We start from the raw sequence: 18136 nt of genomic DNA, 5'->3' as shown, positions 1-18136 counted from the left end.
AGCTCTCGCTCCGGATTCGGATAGCGGTGACTCGCTTCGCCGCCCATTAGGATTCGGACCTCTCGGCTTCCCCCTTTCAGGGCCCCCATGTTCACCGAGTCGATCGCGCAGCGGGACCAGTCCAGCTCACCGCGGGCGCCAAGCTCGTCGAGGACCAGGCGGTGGAGCTTCGCCCACACGCTGGCCTTCGTCCACTCGGCGAATCGTCGAGCCGTCGCCCTCCAGGGGCCGAACGACGCCGACGGTAACCGCTGCCATGTGCAGCCCGACGTGGCCACGAACACGAGCGCGGCCAGCACCTCCCGGTGACCGATCGGGGGCAGAGGGAAGGGAGGTAAGGGGAGGGGCCGGTGAGCGCACGCGGCATGCGCCCTCCGCCGGTGGGGGAGCCGCTCTAGCTCGGGTCGAGTACGGCCTGGATGGCTGGGGCGAGACTGTCTTTGATCTCGTCCCGGGTCAGGGCGGTCACGGCCGGGAGGCGCAGCAGGTAGCGGGTGAGTCCGAGGCCGAGGAGCTGGGCGGAGATGAGGCCGGCGCGGCGTGCGGCGAGTTCCGGGCCCAGGGCTGAGGCCAGTGCCGGGACGACCTGGGCCGCGAAGATCTCGTGCATCCGTGCCGCGGCCTGTTCGTTGGTGACCGCCGAGCGCAGCAGGACCAGCAGTGCGTCGTCGGCCGGGTCGTCCTCCCAGCGTTCGAGGAAGTGCCGCACCAGCGCCTGTGCCAGCTCATCGGCCGGAACGCCCGTGAGGTCCGGCAGCCGCAGATTGATGGCGAGTGTCGCGTCGAAGAGCTGGGCCTTGTTGCCGAAGTAGCGCATGACCATCGATGGGTCGATGCCGGCGTCGGAGGCCACGGCGCGGATCGTGGTGCGTTCGTAGCCCTGGGCCGCGAATCGCTCGCGGGCGGCCCGCAGGATCGCGGCCTTGGTGCGGTCGGAACGCTTGTCCGTGCTGGTGATCTCGGTGTCTCGCTTCATGTCAACGACTGTATGCCAACATCTGTTGACTTTCCAGGGGGAGTCTGGGCATCATGTCAACGAGCGTTGGCCCACGATCGTTGGCAAACGGCCGTTGGCCTCCCCCTGGATCAGAACGGAAGACTCCGCCATGAACACCACCGCCCTCCCCTCCCGCACCGAGGTCGCCATCGTCGGCGGCGGCCCGACCGGTCTTGCGCTCGCCGTCACGCTCGCTTCCGCGGGTATCGACTTCGTCGTCCTGGACCGGCTGGCCGAGGGCGCGAACACCTCGCGTGCCGCCGTCGTACACGCCCGCACCCTGGAGGTCCTGGACGAGCTGGGAGCCACCGAGGAGCTGATCGCGCGAGGCGTTCAGGTCACCCGGTTCGCCATCCGCGACGGCGCCCGCCGTCTGCTGACCGTGCCGTTCGACCAGCTGCCTACGCCCCACCCGTACACGCTGATGGTTCCCCAGTACGAGACCGAGAGCGTGCTGCTGGACCGGCTCCGCGCGCTCGGCGGCGATGTGCACCGCCCCTATGACGTCGCATCGGCCGGCCAGGACGAGAACGGTGTGACCCTCACCATGACCACCGGTGAGAAGCTGCGGGCCGCGTACGCCGTCGGCGCCGACGGTATGCACAGCACCGTGCGCGAAGCTGCGGGCATCGGGTTCACCGGCAACGCCTACGCCGAGTCCTTCGTGCTCGCCGACGTCGTGATGGACTGGACGCCTGGCCCCGCCGAAGTCTCCCTCACCTTCGGTACCGCAGGCCTCACCGTCGTCGCCCCGCTCCCCGGCGGCCGCTACCGGGTCGTCGCCACCGTGGACGACGCGCCCGCCACACCTGATCTCGCCTTCGTCCAGCAGTTGCTCGACGAGCGCGCCGCCGGCCAGGCCAAGGTCACCGGCCTGGCATGGTCGTCACGGTTCCGGGTGCACCACCGGGTCGCCGACCGCTACCGGACCGGCCGTCTGCTGCTGGCCGGCGACGCCGCCCATGTGCACAGCCCAGCCGGCGGTCAGGGAATGAACACGGGAATCCAGGACGGCTACGCCCTCGGTCGGGCGTTCGCCACCGGGCAGCTCGACGGCTACGAGGCGCAACGCCGCCCCGTCGCCCAGCGGGTGGTCGCCTTCACCGACCGGATGACCCGAGTGGCCACCACCCGCAACGCGATGGCTCGCGGGGTGCGCAACATCGCGCTTCCCCTGCTCGGCCACACGGTCATACCGAAGAAGCTCGCCACCGAACTCGCCGAGCTCAACTACCGGTAGATCCCGCCCTCCTCGCTGCGGTGAGGGTGAACCGGCGTGCTCGGTGCGGTACGCCCGCACAGGAGGGCTCCGGAACGGACGCTGGTGCAACCCGGTCGGCGAAGACTCCCCCGCACCGACTACACCGGCCGGCATGCCGGGGAGAGACCACTACCGTCGGTCCGCCGTGCTGCTCCAGCCGACCGAATCCAAGCTGTACACGTCCGAACCGGGTGACAGCCGTGCGTCGTTCCATCGGGGTCGTCGCGAACGTCGAGGGACGTCTCAGGCCGTCATCTCCTCGAAGGCCAGTACCTCGTGGCCGGTGTCCCAGAGCAGGGTCAGCAGAGCGCGTACCGATGCCTGGTCGACGTTCTCGACGACCAGCACGGTGCCGTCCGCGCCGGGCGTCGACACATGGTCGAACCTGGTCCGGATCACGTCCAGCAGGGTGCGGGCGATCGGTCCGCGCAGCCTCAGCTCATAACGGGTAGGGGGCATGCGTACAGGGAACCCGCCGCCCGGACGGCAGCGCACCACCCGCCCCGGACAAGCACCCGGGGTGGGGTCAGATCAAGCCGAGTTCGCGCGCAGCTGCGACGGCGTCCTGCCGGGAGGCCACACCGAGCTTGCGGTACAGGCTCTTGTTGTACGCCTTGACCGTGTTGATCGACAGGAACAGTGCCGCCCCGATCTCCCGCTGGGTCGCCGACCCCTGCAGTGCCCGCAGGATCGACAACTCGCGGTCGGTCAGTTCCTCCGCGAGAGCACCCGAGCGTACGGCGGTGCGGGTACCGGCCCGGCCCAGCCGCGCCTCGCTCTCCTCGAGCCGCCGCATCGCATAGCCGCTCACCGGCTCCTCGTCCACCACCTCGCGGGCCCGCGCCAGTGCGGCGCGGGCGGCGGGCCGGTCCCCGCAGGCGAGTTCGGCGTCGGCGAGGTACAGCAGACCGAGGAACAGCACGGTCGGCCGCGGGTGCAGTTCGGCGAGGGTGACGGCGCGGCGCAGCAAAGCGGCGGCCGTCTCCATGTCGGCGTTCTGGTAGCTGCGCCTGGCCTGGGCGATGCGCAGCGGGGCCAGCCCCGGCGTACTCGTCTCCCGCCCGTCGCGCTCGACGGCGTCGGCGAGCGGACCGGCCTCGCGCAGGACCCGGTCGCAGTCTTCGCCGCGGCCGGCTTCGACGAGGCTGATCGTCAGCGTGCCGGCGCCCTGAAGCATCAGCGACGGCGGCCACGCCTTGCGGTGGGTGGGTGACGACCAAAGGGTGAGCAGCAGCGTGGCGGCCTCGTCGAACCGCCCGTCGCGAGCCAGCATGGCCCCCAGTGCCGCCCGGACGGTCGGATGCCCGTCGGCGCCTGCCTCGATCTCCTCATCGAGCGCCTGCTGCACCATGACGACGGATTGCGCGGCCTCGGCATCCGACATGCCGAAGCCCGCACGCACGCAGAGCACGGCGCTGCGGAAGCTGTGCCAGCCGGGGACGGCGGTGTCGGGGGCACCACCTGCCTCGCAGGCGTCCAGCCAGCGGTTGACCCGCTCCTGATCGCCGCAGAGCGCCGCCGTGTAGGCCAGTGAGAACGCCAGTGCGGGGCCCACCGCCCGGATGGGCAGCCGTTCGCCGAACTGCAGGTAGGTCGCCGCGGCCCCGCGTGGGAAGAACCAGGTCTCCGCGTTGCGCAGCATCAGCTCAGCGGCCTCGTCGTCGCGGCCGGCCCGCAGCAGGTGGTGCACCGCGTCGTCGATGCGGCCCTCGTCGGCGAACCAGGCCGCGGCATGACCGAGGACCTCCCGCGGGTCCGTGGTGGCCTCGCGGGCCAGGACGTCGCGGAGCAGGTGATGGCACCGGTACCACTGCCGTTCATCGTCCAGGGCGGCCACGAAGAGGTCGGACGTGATGACCACCTGACCACTGCTTGGAACGCCATGAGTACTGCAGGACGGGAGCGGGCGGCTCGCGCTCAAGAGGCGGCCCCGCCCAGTGTCCCCGCCTTGCTCGCCGGACTCCGTGGAGGAGTCGGGCCGGGCACGGCACCGCTCGGCCTGTACGTGCCGGCGCGCCTCACGAGAAGGGTCACTTCGCGAGCAAAGGGCTCGCGACTGGCCAGAGCGCCCCACGCCTCCCTCGGGACAGGTCGCAGCGCACCGCCTATTCACCAGTTTCGTTCACAGGAGGCTCCCTCATGACCGGCTCCACCATTCCGATCCAGGCCGGCGGACCGGTGCGCGCACTGCGCCCCGGTGCTGTTCTGGCCGTGACCTGCCTGGCACTGGCGACCGTCGTATCGGCGATGGCATCGCTGAGCGTGGCGTTGCCCGACATCGCCCAGGAGACGCACGCCAACCAAACCGAGTTGTCGTGGATCATTGATTCCTACAGTCTGATCTTCGCCTCGTTCCTGCTGTTCGCAGCGACCCTCGGCGACCGGTTCGGCCGTCGCAGGGCATTGCTCGGCGGCGTCGGATTGTTCGCGGGAGTGTCGCTTGCCGCGACCTTTACGACCGATCCGGGCGTCCTGATCGTCCTGCGTACGGTGCTGGGCGTGGCAGCCGCATTCGTCATGCCCGCCACCCTGTCCACGATCACCAGCACGTTTCCCCGAACCCAGCAGGCGCGTGCCATCAGCATCTGGGCAGCGGTCGCGGGCGCCAGCGCCGCGCTGGGACTGCTCGCCTCCGGAGCGCTGCTCGAGGTGTGGGCGTGGCGATCGGTGTTCTGGCTGAACGCAGTGATGGCGGGGGTGGCGTTCATCGGCACCTACGTCTTCGTGCCGGAGTCCGCGCAGCCGGGCAGGCAGCGCGTCGACGTGGCCGGAGCGGCTCTGACGGTGGCGGGACTCGGTGTGCTGGTCTACTCGGTCATCGAGGCGCCCGAGCACGGTTGGGGGAGCACCCGCACCCTGGCGGGCATAGACCTCGGGCTCGCTGTCCTGCTCGCCTTCGTCGCCTGGGAGCTGAAACACCCGCACCCCCTGCTCGACCCGCGGCTGTTCCGCCACAAGCGGTTCGCGGCCGGATCAATTTCGACCACGCTGCAGTTCTTCGCGTTCTTCGGGTTCATCTTCGTGACCATGCAGTACCTCCAACTGGTGTGCGGTGACAGCGCCTTGCTGGCCGCCGTAAGCGTGCTGCCGATGTCCGCGGCGATGATCCCCAGTGCCCGCCTCAGCCCGCGCCTGGTCGCGCGGAGAGGCGACCGCGGTCCCTGGACCGTGGGACTTCTCCTGGTTACCACCGGCCTGCTGGTGCTTGCCCAGCTCGACGCCGGCAGTTCGTACTGGCTGGTCCTCGGCGGCCTCCTGCCGCTCGGGGCGGGCATGGGCCTGGCCACGACCCCGGCCACCGCGGCCATCACCGACGCCCTGCCGCCTCGCCTGCAGAACGTGGGTTCCGCCGTCAACGACCTGTCACGCGAACTCGGCGGCGCCCTGGGCATTGCCGTTCTCGGCAGCCTCCTGAGTGCCCAGTACCGCGACAAGCTCGACCTTCAGGGCCTTCCTGCCCCGGTCGCCAACGCGGCGCGCTCCTCCCTCGCCGCGGCCAACCACGTGGGCCACGCCACGGGCAACCCGGCACTGATCGACAAGGCCCGCGACGCCTTCGCCTCCGGAATGCACCTCGCCCTCATCAGCGGCGCTGGAGCCACCGTCCTGGCCGCCGTCACCGTCACCCTCCTGCTCCGCCGTACCGGCAAGCCCAGCACGGTCGCCGAGGAGACGCCGAACGACGGCACAAGCCGGGACATGGCGAGGTCGACTGCGTAGCCACACGCCGACTGCCCGACACAGCCACAACGGCGTACGGCGCGAGGGTCGCACACCGATGCCTCGCGCCGTACCGAGAGGGTCGACCATGACTGCGCTGCACACTCAGTCGGCGCAGCAGCGCCACCCTCCGCAGCCCCGTGATCGACAAGCTGACGGCGTCTCAGCCGTTCAAGACCGGCCGGGCAGTTCCTCCCCGGCCCCCTAGGGCGCGTATCGAGTCGTGATCAATGGGCGGTCCGGGTGAGGTCTTTGATCCAGATCATCGAGGCGCGCAGGTGGAGGCCGGCGAGGTAGCTGTTTGGGGTCTTGTCGTATCGGGTGGCGACGCCTCGCCAGGCCTTGAGCTTGTTGATCAGGCGCTCGACGGTGTTTCTCTCTTTGTAGAGGCCGGTGTCGTGGCTGACGGGCCGACCGCCCCCGGAGCCCTTCTTCCTCCGGTTGGCGGCCTGGTCCTTCTTCTCCGGAATGACTGCCTTGATGCCGCGTCTGCGCAGGTGGGCTCGGTTGCTGTGGGACGAGTAGGCCTTGTCCCCGGCGACCGCGTCCGGCCGGGAGCGGGCGCGGCCGACGGGGCCGCGGACCCGTATCTTCCCCAGCACGGGGATGAACTGCGGGCTGTCCGCGGCCTGGCCCGCGGTCAACACGAACGCCAGCGGGCGGCATTTGCGGTCGGCGGCGAGGTGGACCTTGCTAGTCTGACCGCCCTGGAGCGGCCGAGGAGAGCGGCCTTCAGCCGGAGTTTTCGCCGACGCCGGATGCGTCGGCGCTCCTCCCGTTCGGGCCCGGTCTCGGCGTCCTGCCCGTTCCGTTCGTCGAGGCTGCCCCTTTTGACCTGGCTTTCTCCGCCTCGGCGGCAGCCTTCTCCAGGTCGGTGAGGACGTCCTCGCCCAGGTGCATCCCGGCAGCGTCGTGGTGAGCGCGCGCGGTGGTGGAGTCGACGCTGACCAAGGGCAGGTCTACCTCACCCCGCTTCGCGGCTTCCGTGATCAGGCCCTCCAGCAGGGCCTCGAAGACGTCGGCGTCACGCCACTGCCGGAAGCGGTTGTGGACGGTTGACCAGGCGCCGAACTCCTGCGGCATCTCCCGCCACTGTCCGTCGGTCCTGAACCGCCAGATCACACCCTCGAACTGCTGCCGCAGCCGCTCGGGATACGGGGCGTACTCGCCGATCGGCAGGTACGGCCCGATGAAATCCCACTCCTCGTCAGTCAGTTGCATTCGCGTCACGCAAGAAGATCTACCAATCCAGGTCCTGCCGGGAGGGCGAATTTCAGCTTGAACGATCCTCAGTGGGGCAGTTGCCACGGTGGCGGGTGCGCAAGGCCAGATAGGCGGTCAGGCTGGCCAGGGTCACGCACAGGGGTGAGTACAGGGCCAGGTCCCAGTGCCGGAATGCGTGCGGGACGTTGCCCAGGGCGAGGCCGGAGGCCGCGAGGCCGCCGAGACCGCGTACGGCCAGCGCGCCGCTCACCGTCCACAGGCCGATACGGACCAGCCGTGAGGCGCCGATCGGGCTTGCCGGCCGGGTTGCGGTGATGACCAGCCAGGCGGCCGTGCAGAGCAACGCCGCAACCGCGAAGGTAGCCGGTTTCGAGGGCAGTTGGGACTCCTCGACGCCGACCACGACGGTGGCGAACTCCGCCCGCGAGGCCAGCGGCCACGGGGTGAACACCCACACGCCATGGAGAAGCCCCGCAGCCAGTAGACCGCTCGCCGACAACACCCCCGCCACCCGGGCCCCCGCGGAGGCGCCCTCGGTACCGCCCCCGCCCTCGGCAGTCCTGCCCGCGGGTGCGTCGAGCAGCCAGTTCGTGGCGTTCATCCCCGTTCTCCCCTTCCCTGTGCCCTGTCGCGGGCACACGTGAGGTGCCTCATCCGTACAGTGCTGTATGGATGTTCCGTACAGTACTGTACGGAACGTGGCTAGGAGCAAGGTCAGCAAAGACGAGTGGACGATGGCCGCGCTCCGCGCGCTGGCCCGGGGCGGGGTATCCGCGGTGGCGGTGGACCAGCTCGCCCGGGAACTGGGCGTCACCCGCGGCAGCTTCTACTGGCACTTTGAGAATCGCGACGCCCTGCTCGTCGCCGCTCTGGAGACCTGGGAGGCACGCGCCACCACCGACGTCATCGCCGCACTAGGCAAGCTAACGGACGCCCGGGTTCGCGCGAGAGCACTGTTCGACGAGGCGCTCGGCAGCGAGGAGATCGGCGGGCTGGAACCCGCCCTGGTCGCCCAGACCATGCACCCCGCCGTCGCCGAGGTCGTCGCCCGGGTCAACCGGACCCGGATCGCCTACCTCACCGACATCTTCACCGACGTCGGCTTCGGGACAGACGATGCCCGGAATCGGGCCCTGTCCGCATACGCCGCCTATCTGGGCTGGCTGGAGCTGCGCCGGATCGCCTTCGACAGCGCCCCCGAGACGCGGCTCACCGACCCGCGCTCCGCCGCAGCGCTCGAGCACCTCATTGCCATGATCCTCGCCCCTGCGGGGCCATAGGCACTCGCGAGGTGGTGCGGGCCGCCCAGGTGCTGTGGTCAGGGCAGATCGGACCCACCGGGGAGGTTGTAGATGCCGGCCGACCAGGGCGGGGGAGTCCTGCATCGTCGTCCTCGACGGCGTGCCGGTGGGTGTGTCGCTCCGGGGGCGATGCGCCTCGGGGCCATGCGTCAGGCGGAAGAGCCGACATGTACCGCGGCGTCAGGATCCGGCAGCGGACGCGTAGCGAGCCAACTCGGTGCCCAGGCGTAGCATGACCGTGCGGTTGGCGCGCCGCAGCGTGGCCCGGACGATGGGTGCCAGCAGGCGGTCGGTGAGCGGGGCGCGCGCCCAGGCGTACGTGAACGACACGTGACTCCCGCCGGTCCGCAGCGGTTCGATGGTGTAGGTACCGTGGGCCAGGCGTCGGCCGGCCGCGCTGACGTTCCGTTCGACGATGCACCGCGACGGCTCGGCCTCGACGACCTCGATGGTGACGTCGGTCTTCGTGCCGCCCAGCGCGGCTGTGACTGTGGCGCACGATCCGATGCCGCGGCCGGGGCCGCTGTAGCGCCAGCCGGTCAGGTAGTGGTTGGTGAATCGCTCATGGTGAGCCATGACATCGAGGAAGTCGTAGACCTGCTCGGGCGTCTGCGGTAAATCGATCGACACGGTGACAGACTTCATGTACCACACGGTACACAGGGCATGTACCAATTGGTACACTCGCGACGTGGTGAATATGGACGGCTCGCAGCCTGAGAGCGAGGCCGCGCCCGGCACGGACGGGGACCGGCGCGCACAACTGGTGAACGCGGCCGTCGACTACGTTGCGGCACACGGCATCGCGGACCTGAGCCTGCGCGGCCTGGGCGCTGCGATTGGCGTCAGCCACCGCATGCTGATCCACTATTTCGGCTCCAAGGAACAGCTGCTCGTCGAGATCGTCCGGACGTCGGAGCAGCGCCAGCGTGATCTTCTGTCCCGGCTCCACCTGGAACCCGGTCTCTCGCCCGCCGATGCTGCGCGGCTCCTCTGGCAGCAGCTGGCGGACCCTCGACTGGCCGGTCAGGAGCGGCTCTTCTTCGAAATCTGCGGGCACGCGCTGCGGGGCCGCCCCGAGGCCGTCCCGGTTCTCGAAGGGCTCGTGAACGACTGGCTGGAGCCGCTCGTGGCCGCCGAGGTCGCCGCAGGGGCGGACCCTGCCGTGGCCCGGAACCGCGCCAGGCTGGGACTCGCCACCGTCCGCGGTCTGCTGCTCGACCTCCTCGCAACCGGTGACCGCCCAGCCGTCGACGCTGCGATGGCGGAGTTCCTCCGGCTGTACTACGGCCCGAAGTGACGGAGTCGCCGATCAGGCCAGGCGGCTGGGCCAGACGACGACCACCGTGCAGCGGCCGTATGCCGCGAGTCGTTCACGGGCGAGCTCCGAGCCAGGCAGGGCTACTGACCTCAGCAGCCGCCACGTGCCTTGGAGCGAGCTACTCGACCACCGCGGAGACGTCAGGAGAACGCCCCGACATCAACCGATCAAGTTCAGTGGCGTTCGCTCCATGGGTACCCACTGCGAATAAGTCGGGTACAGGAGCACAGCGACGACGGCAGCTGTCGCCAGGTGCAGCCCGAAGTGGCCACGGAGATGATCGCCGCCAGGCATTCACGGTCGCCGGCACGCCGTCGGCCGCCGCCTGCGGACGTATGACCTTGGTCGGCGGGACCACCTGCCGGCACAGCGACCTTGTCGATCGAGTAATCGATCTTCGTTCTCACACCATCCGGGCCGAGGAGCATGGCCTTGAAGGGCCACGGCCCCTCCATGTGAACTACATATTCCTCCGTGTCATCGGTCAGTACGGCCGTGCGCCCCCCGTCCAGAGTGGCGACCCAGTCCGGGCTGCGTCGATACCAGCCCCGAACAGCGTGCTGAGAACGCCGTATCGATGGGCAATGTCGCGGGGATTCCCCATCTCCCTCCACGTCACCCTGGTCGCGGTGGGCGGCACTCGCGTCGGGCGGGTGTGGCCTGGTTCGGGGCAGTCGGCGGCGTCCCCCATGTGCATGTGGATGTGGCCTCCTCCGTGGCGGTTACAGCGGGCCCACAACCTTGCCGTACCGGTGGCCGGTCCTGCCAGCGCTCCGCAAGCCCTGGTACCTCCCCAGGATTTCGCGGCGGCATCGGAGCAAGCCTACTGATCAGCGACGACGAGCCCGAGATCACCGAGTTGCGGCCGTGGGCCGTGACCGAGGCGGGCTGGCAGTCCTTCGAGTCGCTTCACCAGCCACGGCTTCCGCTGCGCCGAGATCATCGGCCGGCGCGGCGGCTCGAGGCCGTCGCCGAGTCCATCTGAAGTCCTATCTGATGAGTCGCTGCGGTGTGGTCCGGGCCGGGTCAGACGTTGCGGCGGTATTGGCCGCCCACCTCGAAGAAGGCCTCGGTGATCTGCTCGAGCGAGCAGACTCGGGTGGCGTCCATGAGGACGGCGAATACGTTGCGGCCACTTGTCGCCGCATCCTTGAGCGCGGCCAGGGCGTCGTGGGCAGGGTCGCGGTGGCGGGACTGGAAGTCCCGCACGCGTTCCAGCTGGGACTGCTTCTCCTCCTCGGTGGCCCGGGCGAGTTCCAGCTCCGGGGGCCGGCTGTCGCCGCTGGGGCGGCGGAAGGTGTTGACGCCGATGATGGGCAGTGTGCCCTCGTGCTTGCGCTGCTCGTACAGCATCGACTCGTCCTGGATTCGGCCGCGCTGGTAGCCGGTCTCCATCGCGCCCAGTACACCGCCGCGCTCGCTGATCCTCTCGAACTCGGCGAGCACCGCCTCCTCGACCAGGTCGGTGAGCTGGTCGATGACGAACGATCCCTGCAGCGGGTTCTCGTTCATCGCCAGGCCCCACTCGCGGTTGATGACGAGCTGGATCGCCAGGGCCCGCCGTACCGACTCCTCGGACGGCGTGGTGACGGCCTCGTCGTAGGCGTTGGTGTGCAGCGAGTTGGCGTTGTCGTAGATGGCTGTGAGGGCCTGCAGGGTGGTCCGGATGTCGTTGAAGTCCATCTCCTGGGCGTGCAGAGAACGGCCCGAGGTCTGGACGTGGTACTTCAGCTTCTGGGAACGCTCGTTGGCGCCGTACTTCTCCCGCATCGCGACGGCCCAGATACGGCGGGCCACCCGGCCGAGGACGGAGTATTCGGGGTCCATACCGCTGGAGAAGAAGAAAGAGAGGTTCGGGGCGAAGTCGTCGATGTGCATGCCGCGGGCCAGGTAGGCCTCGACGTAGGTGAATCCGTTGGCCAGGGTGAAGGCCAGCTGGCTGATGGGATTGGCGCCGGCTTCGGCGATGTGGTAGCCGGAGATGGACACCGAGTAGAAGTTGCGGACCTTGTGGGCGATGAACCACTCCTGGATGTCGGCCATCATCCGCAGTGAGAACTCGGTGGAGAACAGGCAGGTGTTCTGGCCCTGGTCCTCCTTGAGGATGTCGGCCTGCACCGTGCCTCGTACGCTCGCAAGCGCGCGCGTACGTAGTTCGGTCGCCTCTTCGGGTGACGGGTCGCGGCCCTCGGCGGCCCGGAACCCTTCGGTCTGCTGGTCGATGACCGTGTTGAGGAAGAACGCCAGGATGGCCGGTGCGGGTCCGTTGATCGTCATGGAGACCGAAGTGGTCGGCGCGACCAGGTCGAAGCCGTCGTAGAGGGCCTTCATGTCGTCGAGGGTGGCCACCGAGACGCCGGAGGTGCCGACCTTGCCGTAGATGTCGGGGCGTTCGTTCGGGTCGCGGCCGTAGAGCGTGACCGAGTCGAAGGCGGTGGACAGCCGGGTGGCCGGCTGCCCTTCGGAAAGCAGCTTGAACCGCCGGTTGGTGCGGAACGGATCGCCCTCGCCGGCGAACATTCGCGCCGGGTCCTCGCCCTCGCGTTTGAAGGGGAACACCCCGGCGGTGAAGGGGAAGCAGCCTGGCAGGTTCTCCCGGCGCCAGAACCGCACCAGCTCCCCGTGGTCGGTGAAACCGGGCAGTGCGACGCGGGGAACCTTGTTGCCCGAGAGGGACTCCCGGGTCAGCCTGGTGCGGATCTCCCGGTCTCCCACCTTCACCACCTGCTCGTCGCCGGTGTAGGAGGCGATGACGGCGGGCCAGTTCCCGATGTGCTCTGTGACGTGGCGCGGGAGCTGCTCGCGAGCGTCATCGAGGAGTGACTGCACGTTCGTCGCGTCGGAGCCGGCCTCGACGAGCTCGTCCCTGACCGCCTGAAGGTGCTGCACCCGCCTGGCCGCCTCGGCCAGTTGGGCGGTCTCGGAGTGGTACGTGCGGATGGTGTCGGTGATCTCGGCGAGGTAGCGCACCCGGTCTGCGGGAACCACCTGCCGGATGCCGGAGGAGTTGCGTACGGTGACGGGCCGCAGCATGCCCTCGGACAGCGGCAGCCCCTTCTCGGCAAGACCCGTCTTGAGGTGCTGGTAGAGCGCGGTGACGCCGTCGTCGTCGAACGTGGCCGCGGAGGTGCCGAACACCGGCATGTCCTCGGGCCTCATGTCGAACACCTCGCGGTTGCGGACCAGTTGACGGCCCACATCGCGCAGCGCGTCCTGGGCGCCGCGCCGCTCGAACTTGTTGATCGCCACCACGTCGGCGAAGTCGAGCATGTCGATCTTCTCCAGCTGCGACGCGGCGCCGAACTCCGGGGTCATCACGTACAGCGAGGTGTCGACGAACGGCACGATCGCAGCGTCACCCTGGCCGATGCCCGGTGTCTCCACGATCACCAGGTCGAACCCGGCGGCCTTGACCACATCGATCACGTCGGACAGCTGCTCGGGCAGCTCGTGGCTGCCGCGGGTGGCCAGGCTCCGGAAGAAGACCCGGTTGCCGTCGAGTGAGTTCATGCGGATCCGGTCACCGAGCAGTGCTCCTCCGCCACGGCGGCGGGTCGGGTCCACCGCGATCACCGCGATGCGCAGCTTGTCCTGCTGGTCGACACGGAAGCGGCGCACCAGTTCGTCGGTCAGTGAGGACTTTCCCGAGCCGCCGGTGCCGGTGATGCCGAGCACCGGCACGACCCGTGCCGCCGCGGCGGATCGCAGCTGTCGCAAGAGACCGGTGGGCAGCTTGCCCAGCTCCGCACCGGTGATGGCGCGGGCGATCGCGAACCGGTCACCGGCGAGCACTGCGGCCGCATCGGCCGGCTTGCCGTCCCAGAGGTCGAAGTCGCAGTCCCGCACCACCGAGTTGACCATCCCGGCAAGGCCCATCCGCTGGCCGTCCTCGGGGGAGAAGATGGTCACCCCGCTGTCGCGCAGCCGGGCGATCTCCTCGGGCACGATGACGCCGCCTCCACCGCCCACCACGCGGACGTGCGCCGCTCCCCGCGCGCGCAGCGACTCGACCAGGTACTCGAAGTACTCCACGTGCCCGCCCTGGTACGACGAGACCGCCACGCCGTGCGCGTCCTCCTCCAGCGCCGCGTCCACGACCTCGCGCACCGAGCGGTTGTGTCCGAGGTGGATCACCTCGGCACCCTGGGACTGGAAGATCCGCCGCATGATGTTGATCGACGCGTCGTGTCCGTCGAACAGGGCCGAAGCGGTGACCAGGCGGACAGGGTGCACCGGTCGGTGCAGATCGCTCATGAGGGCCTTCCCGGATGGCGCGGGGCGCTGCTGACGGAAGAGATAGTAGGACGTCCTAGTAAATTGCTGGAGGTGATCGCCGTCACAGGTCGAGGACCAGCCGGGCTCCGCACGAGCGGGAGACGCAGATGAGCATGGTGTCGCCGGCGGCCCGCTCCTCCTCGGTCAGCAGCGAGTCACGGTGGTCGGGCTTGCCGTCCAGTACGTCGGTATCGCAGGTGCCGCACGTACTTTCCCGGCAGGAGAAGTCAACCGCGACACCGGCCTCCTCCACGGTTTCGAGGACCGAGCGGTCCGCCGGCACCGTGAGGGTGAGCCCGGAACGAGCGAGCTCGACCTCGAAGGCCTCGACCGGGCCGGACCCGGAGGTCAGCGCCGGGGTGAACCGCTCCACACCCAGCGTGCCGGGTGGCCAGCCCACGCACCGCTCCTGTACCGCTTGCAGCAGGGGCTCGGGACCGCAGGCGTGCACCAGGGTGCCGTCCTCGGGTACGGCGAGGTAGGCCGCGAGGTCCAGCAGGCCGTACTCGTCCTGTGGGCGGACGAGCACGCGGTCCCCGTGCGGTGCGAGACGGTCCAGGAACGCCATGGAGGTGCGGGCGCGGCCACCGTACAGCAGGCGCCAGTCGGCCCCCGCAGCCTCGGCGGCCTCGACCATGGGAAGGATCGGCGTGATGCCGACGCCGCCGGCGATGAAGAGATGGCGGGCGGCGGGCCGCAGCGGGAAGTTGTTCCGAGGCCCGCGAACCCGCACGCTGGTGCCTTCGCGCAAGTGGTCGTGGACGTACGCGGAGCCGCCGCGGCCGTGCGGCTCGCGCAGTACGGCGATCTGCCAGGCCTCGCGTTCGGCCGGGTCCCCGCACAGGGAGTACTGACGGATCAGGCCGCCGTCCTGGTCGGTCTGGCCACGGCCGCGCACACGGAGAGCGTGGGCCGGATCATCGAGCTGACCCTGGGCAGGATCGTGCCGGGCGCCAGCGCGCACGTGATCCAGGACGCGCTGCGCGGCACCCGCCGCACCGCCGGCTCCGGCACCTGGAGCAGGATCGCACTGTGCCTGGGGCTGGTCTTCTCGGTCCTCAACCTGGCCTCGGCCATGGGCCAGGTCGAACGGGGCGCCAACCGCATCTACGGCATCGAACGGGACCGGCCCTTCCCCCGGAAGTACGGCAGGGCCGTCTTGCTCGCCTTCGCCGCCGGCGTACCGATGGTCCTGGGCTTCCTCGTGCTGGTCGCCGGCGAGGCCGTGACCTCCGCGACGACCGAGGCGCTGGACCGGTCCGGGCCGCCGGGGTGGTGGGGCTCCCTTGAGGTGCCCGTGGGCACGGCCCTAGCCTGGGTCGCCTCGGCCGTCATCTTCCGCTGGTCACCGCGACGGGACCAGCCCGGGTACACCTGGCTGGCGTTCGGCTCCGCCGTCCACCTGGTGTTGTGGGTCACCGCGACCTGGCTGCTGACGCTCTACGTCTCCCGCAGCGGCTCCTTCGGCGTCGTGTACGGGCCCCTCACCGCGTTCGTGGCCCTGCTGCTGTGGGCCAACCTGACGGGTATCGCCCTGTTCCTGGGCATCGCGTTCGCCGCGCAACTGGAGGCCGCCCGCGCCGGGCTGGGCCGGGCCGTGCAGCCGGACCCGGGGCCAGGGCCCTGACCCCGGCGCGGGGCGCCCCGCGCCGGGGCACGGTCAGGATTCGACAATGCGCCGTACGTTGTCGACCGAGCCGCAGCCGGCCTTCAGCTGACGCTCGCGCTCCTCCCGGAACGCCACCCCCAGTTCCTCGCGGCGCTCCATCGCCACGTTCTCGCGGGCTCCGTTGAGGATGGTGCGCTCCTCCTCGTCGGCGTGGTGGGTGACGGCCTCCACCAGCTCCTCCAGCTTCGAGTCCCACTCCTCCGAGCCGACCTCCTCCACGTCCAGGAGGTCCAGGAGGGCCTTGTTGCCCTCGTCGTGCTCGTGCTCGCCGTGCTCGACCTCTTCGTCGTCGATGTTCTTGTACCGCTTCAGGGCGGGATAGACCTTGGCCTCCTCGGCCAACGCGTGGGCGATCAGCAGGTCCGCGAACTCCCGGAGCGCGGCGGCCCGGTCTGCTTCGACGCTGCGCATCATGCGGAACAGGTCCTCCATGCGCCGGTGGTCCTGAAGGATGAGCTCGACGACGTCCTGGGTCTCGGCCATGGGAGGGCACCACCTTCGTGCGAACGGTTGGGGTCACTACCTCCTACCCTGACCGTCCGCGTTGATGGCTTCCCCGCTCCGCGGCCACGACGCTCCTTCAGTGCCCCGTCCGGCCGCACCGCAAGCACGGATGCAGTACTAGGGATTGACGTGCAGCCGGTCTCTGTTCCGGACGCTCGTTACTCACTTTCGGGTGGCGGCGACCGCTGGGAGAGCGCTCTGTTCTGGTGGCGGTTCGCCGCCAGCGCCGAAGACGCCATCGCCGCCCATCTGCTCGCCGCCCACCACGCCGCCGTCGGCATCAGCTCCGTCGCCCGGCTGTGGCGGGCGGTGGCCCGCATGCTCGGCTTCAGCTGCGACCGTCACCTCCCACAGCCCGTACGCCCCAGCACCCACCTCGCTGAAGGCTTCGCCCGCACCGTGCCCGATCACCCCGTGCCTCCACGACGGCCGGGTCCTGGCGAGGCGACGGCAGATGGCGGCAACGCGAGTGTGCGTATCCCGCCGACAGACCTAAAGGGTATTGCAGAAGGCTTGGTGGCGGGAACGTCGGGATGATGGCTGACCTGCTGTTTCACCTTGCCATAGCGAGGCTGTGCATGGTGGCTACGGCTTGGACGGCGTGGTGGAGGCCGTCGTCCTTCTGGCGGCAGTCGCGGAGGATCTTCCAGCTCTTCATCGGGCGAAGGTGTGCTCGACGCGGGCCCGGACGCGCCGGTGTTCGGCATTGTCTTCCTCCTGGCCACGCAGGAGGGGGCGTCCGGCTCTTCTGCGATGCGGGACGATCAGCCCGGTGCCCTGGTAAGCGCCGTCCGCGATCACCGTCGTGCCCGCCGCCACGGCCGGCAGGTCCGACTCGCGCCAGACATGCGCGTCTGCCTTGTGGCCGGGCGCCGGCCAGGCGGATGCCACCACCAGGCGGGTGCCGGCGTCGATGATGACCTGCACATTTGCCGAGAACCGGTAGGTGCGTGGGGAAGCTGCGACCTGCCGGTCACGGACCGGGATCAGGGTGCCGTCCACGATCCATGACCGGCCGACGCCCGGCATGGGGCTGGGCGCCGGCTCCAGCGCAAGCAACGGTCGCAGGTGCTGGATGACCCGGCAGACGGTGGCGGGTGAGCAGCCGAAGAGCGGGGCGAGCTGTCGCATGGTGAGGTTCGTGCGGTAATACACCGCGACCAGCAGCACCCGCTCGGCCAGCGGAAGACACCACGGCCGACCGCCACCAGGGCCGTTGCCGCCTCGTTCCCGCACCACCCGAAGCAGCTCCTCGAACCGCCCCATCCGCAACCCGGTGAACGTCTCCACCTACACCGGCTCAGCCCTCAACACCCCACCCGTACAGGCAAAATGCCCGCCATCAAGCATTCTGCAACACCCTTTAGGCTGAAGGTCTCTAGAGTCTCGCGGTTGGTGTCGGACACCGCCCTCGTGACCTGCTGCTCCTTCCGTTGCCTCACGGCGTGTCGGACATCGGAGCCTCAGTTTCGTGTCGCTTCCTCGGCGGTCTGCCTTGATCGGAGCAGACCGCCGGGTTGTGACCTGGGCTGTCGCGCACCTTCCGAGTCAGCAGCCCGCAGGTCTCCCACCTGTGCGGTTGCCAGGTGGTTTGGGGACGAGCGCGGTGCCGGGTCGGAAGTGCGGGCACGCGTCGACGCCGTCGGCGAGGGCCTGGACACGGGCTGCCGGAGCGGAACACGCGTGGACAAGCCTCCAGGTGTGTGACCCGCTCGATCGCGCCGTGCGGTCGATGCGCTTTCCCGGCCGGTCGGACGGGCGGATCAGCGCAGTCCGGCGAAGAGATCGTTCTCGGGTATGGCCGCGCCGGTGGCGTCCTGGACGCGTACGAAGGTCTCCATGCCCATCAGTTCGCCGAACCTCT

15 protein-coding genes and 4 pseudogenes are annotated in these 18136 nt (G+C 69.5%); 5 read left to right on the top strand and 14 right to left on the bottom strand.

The window, feature by feature from the left end; genetic code table 11:
* Window positions 1-39: 39 nt before the first annotated feature.
* Both ACZ7L0_RS39965 and ACZ7L0_RS39960 read right to left on the bottom strand, forming a co-directional pair.
* Window positions 40-338, bottom strand: a pseudogene (locus tag ACZ7L0_RS39965) (transposase); the annotation flags it as partial.
* Window positions 339-394: 56 nt separating this feature from the next.
* Window positions 395-976, bottom strand: coding sequence for a TetR/AcrR family transcriptional regulator (locus tag ACZ7L0_RS39960; RefSeq protein ID WP_471247493.1), 582 nt, complete (start codon window positions 974-976; stop codon window positions 395-397).
* A 130-nt stretch (window positions 977-1106) separates the two neighbouring features.
* Between ACZ7L0_RS39960 and ACZ7L0_RS39955 the strand changes: the two genes are divergently transcribed.
* Complete coding sequence (locus ACZ7L0_RS39955; RefSeq protein WP_471247492.1) at window positions 1107-2237, top strand: FAD-dependent oxidoreductase; 1131 nt, start codon at window positions 1107-1109, stop codon at window positions 2235-2237.
* Window positions 2238-2501: 264 nt separating this feature from the next.
* Here the strand turns inward: ACZ7L0_RS39955 and ACZ7L0_RS39950 are convergent, their stop codons facing one another.
* Both ACZ7L0_RS39950 and ACZ7L0_RS39945 read right to left on the bottom strand, forming a co-directional pair.
* Window positions 2502-2717, bottom strand: a complete 216-nt coding sequence (locus ACZ7L0_RS39950) for a hypothetical protein (RefSeq protein WP_471247491.1) — start codon at window positions 2715-2717, stop codon at window positions 2502-2504.
* 67 nt (window positions 2718-2784) lie between these two features.
* Window positions 2785-4119 (bottom strand): helix-turn-helix transcriptional regulator, encoded by a 1335-nt coding sequence (locus tag ACZ7L0_RS39945; RefSeq protein WP_471247490.1) that lies wholly within the window; start codon window positions 4117-4119, stop codon window positions 2785-2787.
* A gap of 278 nt (window positions 4120-4397) precedes the next feature.
* Between ACZ7L0_RS39945 and ACZ7L0_RS39940 the strand changes: the two genes are divergently transcribed.
* Complete coding sequence (locus tag ACZ7L0_RS39940; protein ID WP_471247489.1) at window positions 4398-5978, top strand: MFS transporter; 1581 nt, start codon at window positions 4398-4400, stop codon at window positions 5976-5978.
* A 227-nt stretch (window positions 5979-6205) separates the two neighbouring features.
* On the opposite strand, the pseudogene ACZ7L0_RS39935 reads toward ACZ7L0_RS39940, so the two are convergent.
* A pseudogene (locus tag ACZ7L0_RS39935) lies at window positions 6206-7208 on the bottom strand (IS5 family transposase).
* A gap of 43 nt (window positions 7209-7251) precedes the next feature.
* Window positions 7252-7803, bottom strand: a complete 552-nt coding sequence (locus ACZ7L0_RS39930) for a DUF3995 domain-containing protein (protein ID WP_471247488.1) — start codon at window positions 7801-7803, stop codon at window positions 7252-7254.
* Between the two features lie 97 nt (window positions 7804-7900).
* Here ACZ7L0_RS39930 and ACZ7L0_RS39925 point away from each other — a divergent pair, with 97 nt between their 5' ends.
* Complete coding sequence (locus ACZ7L0_RS39925) at window positions 7901-8482, top strand: TetR/AcrR family transcriptional regulator (RefSeq protein ID WP_471247487.1); 582 nt, start codon at window positions 7901-7903, stop codon at window positions 8480-8482.
* A 201-nt stretch (window positions 8483-8683) separates the two neighbouring features.
* Here ACZ7L0_RS39925 and ACZ7L0_RS39920 read toward each other — a convergent pair whose 3' ends face one another.
* Window positions 8684-9148, bottom strand: a complete 465-nt coding sequence (locus ACZ7L0_RS39920) for an SRPBCC family protein (protein WP_471247486.1) — start codon at window positions 9146-9148, stop codon at window positions 8684-8686.
* A gap of 55 nt (window positions 9149-9203) precedes the next feature.
* On the opposite strand from ACZ7L0_RS39920, the gene ACZ7L0_RS39915 reads away from it, so the two are divergent.
* The gene (locus ACZ7L0_RS39915; RefSeq protein ID WP_471247556.1) at window positions 9204-9803 is read left to right on the top strand and encodes a TetR/AcrR family transcriptional regulator; all 600 of its coding nucleotides are present in this window, start codon (window positions 9204-9206) and stop codon (window positions 9801-9803) included.
* Window positions 9804-9997: 194 nt separating this feature from the next.
* Here ACZ7L0_RS39915 and ACZ7L0_RS39910 read toward each other — a convergent pair whose 3' ends face one another.
* From ACZ7L0_RS39910 to ACZ7L0_RS39900, 3 genes are all read right to left on the bottom strand, one after another.
* Window positions 9998-10252, bottom strand: coding sequence for a transposase (locus tag ACZ7L0_RS39910; RefSeq protein WP_471247555.1), 255 nt, complete (start codon window positions 10250-10252; stop codon window positions 9998-10000).
* 598 nt (window positions 10253-10850) lie between these two features.
* Window positions 10851-14078: a fused isobutyryl-CoA mutase/GTPase IcmF gene (gene icmF, locus ACZ7L0_RS39905; RefSeq protein WP_471247485.1), complete on the bottom strand. Its 3228-nt coding sequence runs from the start codon at window positions 14076-14078 to the stop codon at window positions 10851-10853.
* An 82-nt stretch (window positions 14079-14160) separates the two neighbouring features.
* Window positions 14161-14961 (bottom strand): PDR/VanB family oxidoreductase, encoded by an 801-nt coding sequence (locus ACZ7L0_RS39900; protein WP_471247554.1) that lies wholly within the window; start codon window positions 14959-14961, stop codon window positions 14161-14163.
* On the opposite strand from ACZ7L0_RS39900, the gene ACZ7L0_RS39895 reads away from it, so the two are divergent.
* On the top strand, window positions 14851-15726 hold the full coding sequence (locus ACZ7L0_RS39895; protein WP_471247484.1) for a YihY/virulence factor BrkB family protein: 876 nt from the start codon (window positions 14851-14853) through the stop codon (window positions 15724-15726). The genes ACZ7L0_RS39900 and ACZ7L0_RS39895 overlap by 111 nt on opposite strands.
* 33 nt (window positions 15727-15759) lie before the next feature.
* On the opposite strand, the gene ACZ7L0_RS39890 is transcribed toward ACZ7L0_RS39895, so the two are convergent.
* The 4 genes and pseudogenes from ACZ7L0_RS39890 to ACZ7L0_RS39875 form a co-directional block, all read right to left on the bottom strand.
* On the bottom strand, window positions 15760-16251 hold the full coding sequence (locus ACZ7L0_RS39890) for a hemerythrin domain-containing protein (protein ID WP_471247483.1): 492 nt from the start codon (window positions 16249-16251) through the stop codon (window positions 15760-15762).
* Between the two features lie 183 nt (window positions 16252-16434).
* Complete coding sequence (locus ACZ7L0_RS39885) at window positions 16435-16683, bottom strand: hypothetical protein (protein ID WP_471247482.1); 249 nt, start codon at window positions 16681-16683, stop codon at window positions 16435-16437.
* A 142-nt stretch (window positions 16684-16825) separates the two neighbouring features.
* A pseudogene (locus ACZ7L0_RS39880) lies at window positions 16826-17538 on the bottom strand (transposase).
* 497 nt (window positions 17539-18035) lie between these two features.
* A pseudogene (locus ACZ7L0_RS39875) lies at window positions 18036-18136 on the bottom strand (PIG-L family deacetylase); the annotation flags it as partial.

It is taken from the genome of Streptomyces sp. NPDC039424, from assembly GCF_055639495.1.
This window is presented reverse-complemented; position numbering and strand designations above follow the sequence as displayed.

Coding starts and splice junctions, on each gene's coding strand:
- ACZ7L0_RS39960 (WP_471247493.1), bottom strand. CDS start 976: ATGAAGCGAGACACCGAGATCACCAGCACGGACAAGCGTTCCGACCGC.
- ACZ7L0_RS39955 (WP_471247492.1), top strand. CDS start 1,107: ATGAACACCACCGCCCTCCCCTCCCGCACCGAGGTCGCCATCGTCGGC.
- ACZ7L0_RS39950 (WP_471247491.1), bottom strand. CDS start 2,717: ATGCCCCCTACCCGTTATGAGCTGAGGCTGCGCGGACCGATCGCCCGC.
- ACZ7L0_RS39940 (WP_471247489.1), top strand. CDS start 4,398: ATGACCGGCTCCACCATTCCGATCCAGGCCGGCGGACCGGTGCGCGCA.
- ACZ7L0_RS39930 (WP_471247488.1), bottom strand. CDS start 7,803: ATGAACGCCACGAACTGGCTGCTCGACGCACCCGCGGGCAGGACTGCC.
- ACZ7L0_RS39920 (WP_471247486.1), bottom strand. CDS start 9,148: ATGAAGTCTGTCACCGTGTCGATCGATTTACCGCAGACGCCCGAGCAG.
- ACZ7L0_RS39915 (WP_471247556.1), top strand. CDS start 9,204: ATGGACGGCTCGCAGCCTGAGAGCGAGGCCGCGCCCGGCACGGACGGG.
- ACZ7L0_RS39910 (WP_471247555.1), bottom strand. CDS start 10,252: ATGCTCCTCGGCCCGGATGGTGTGAGAACGAAGATCGATTACTCGATC.
- icmF (WP_471247485.1), bottom strand. CDS start 14,078: ATGAGCGATCTGCACCGACCGGTGCACCCTGTCCGCCTGGTCACCGCT.
- ACZ7L0_RS39890 (WP_471247483.1), bottom strand. CDS start 16,251: ATGGCCGAGACCCAGGACGTCGTCGAGCTCATCCTTCAGGACCACCGG.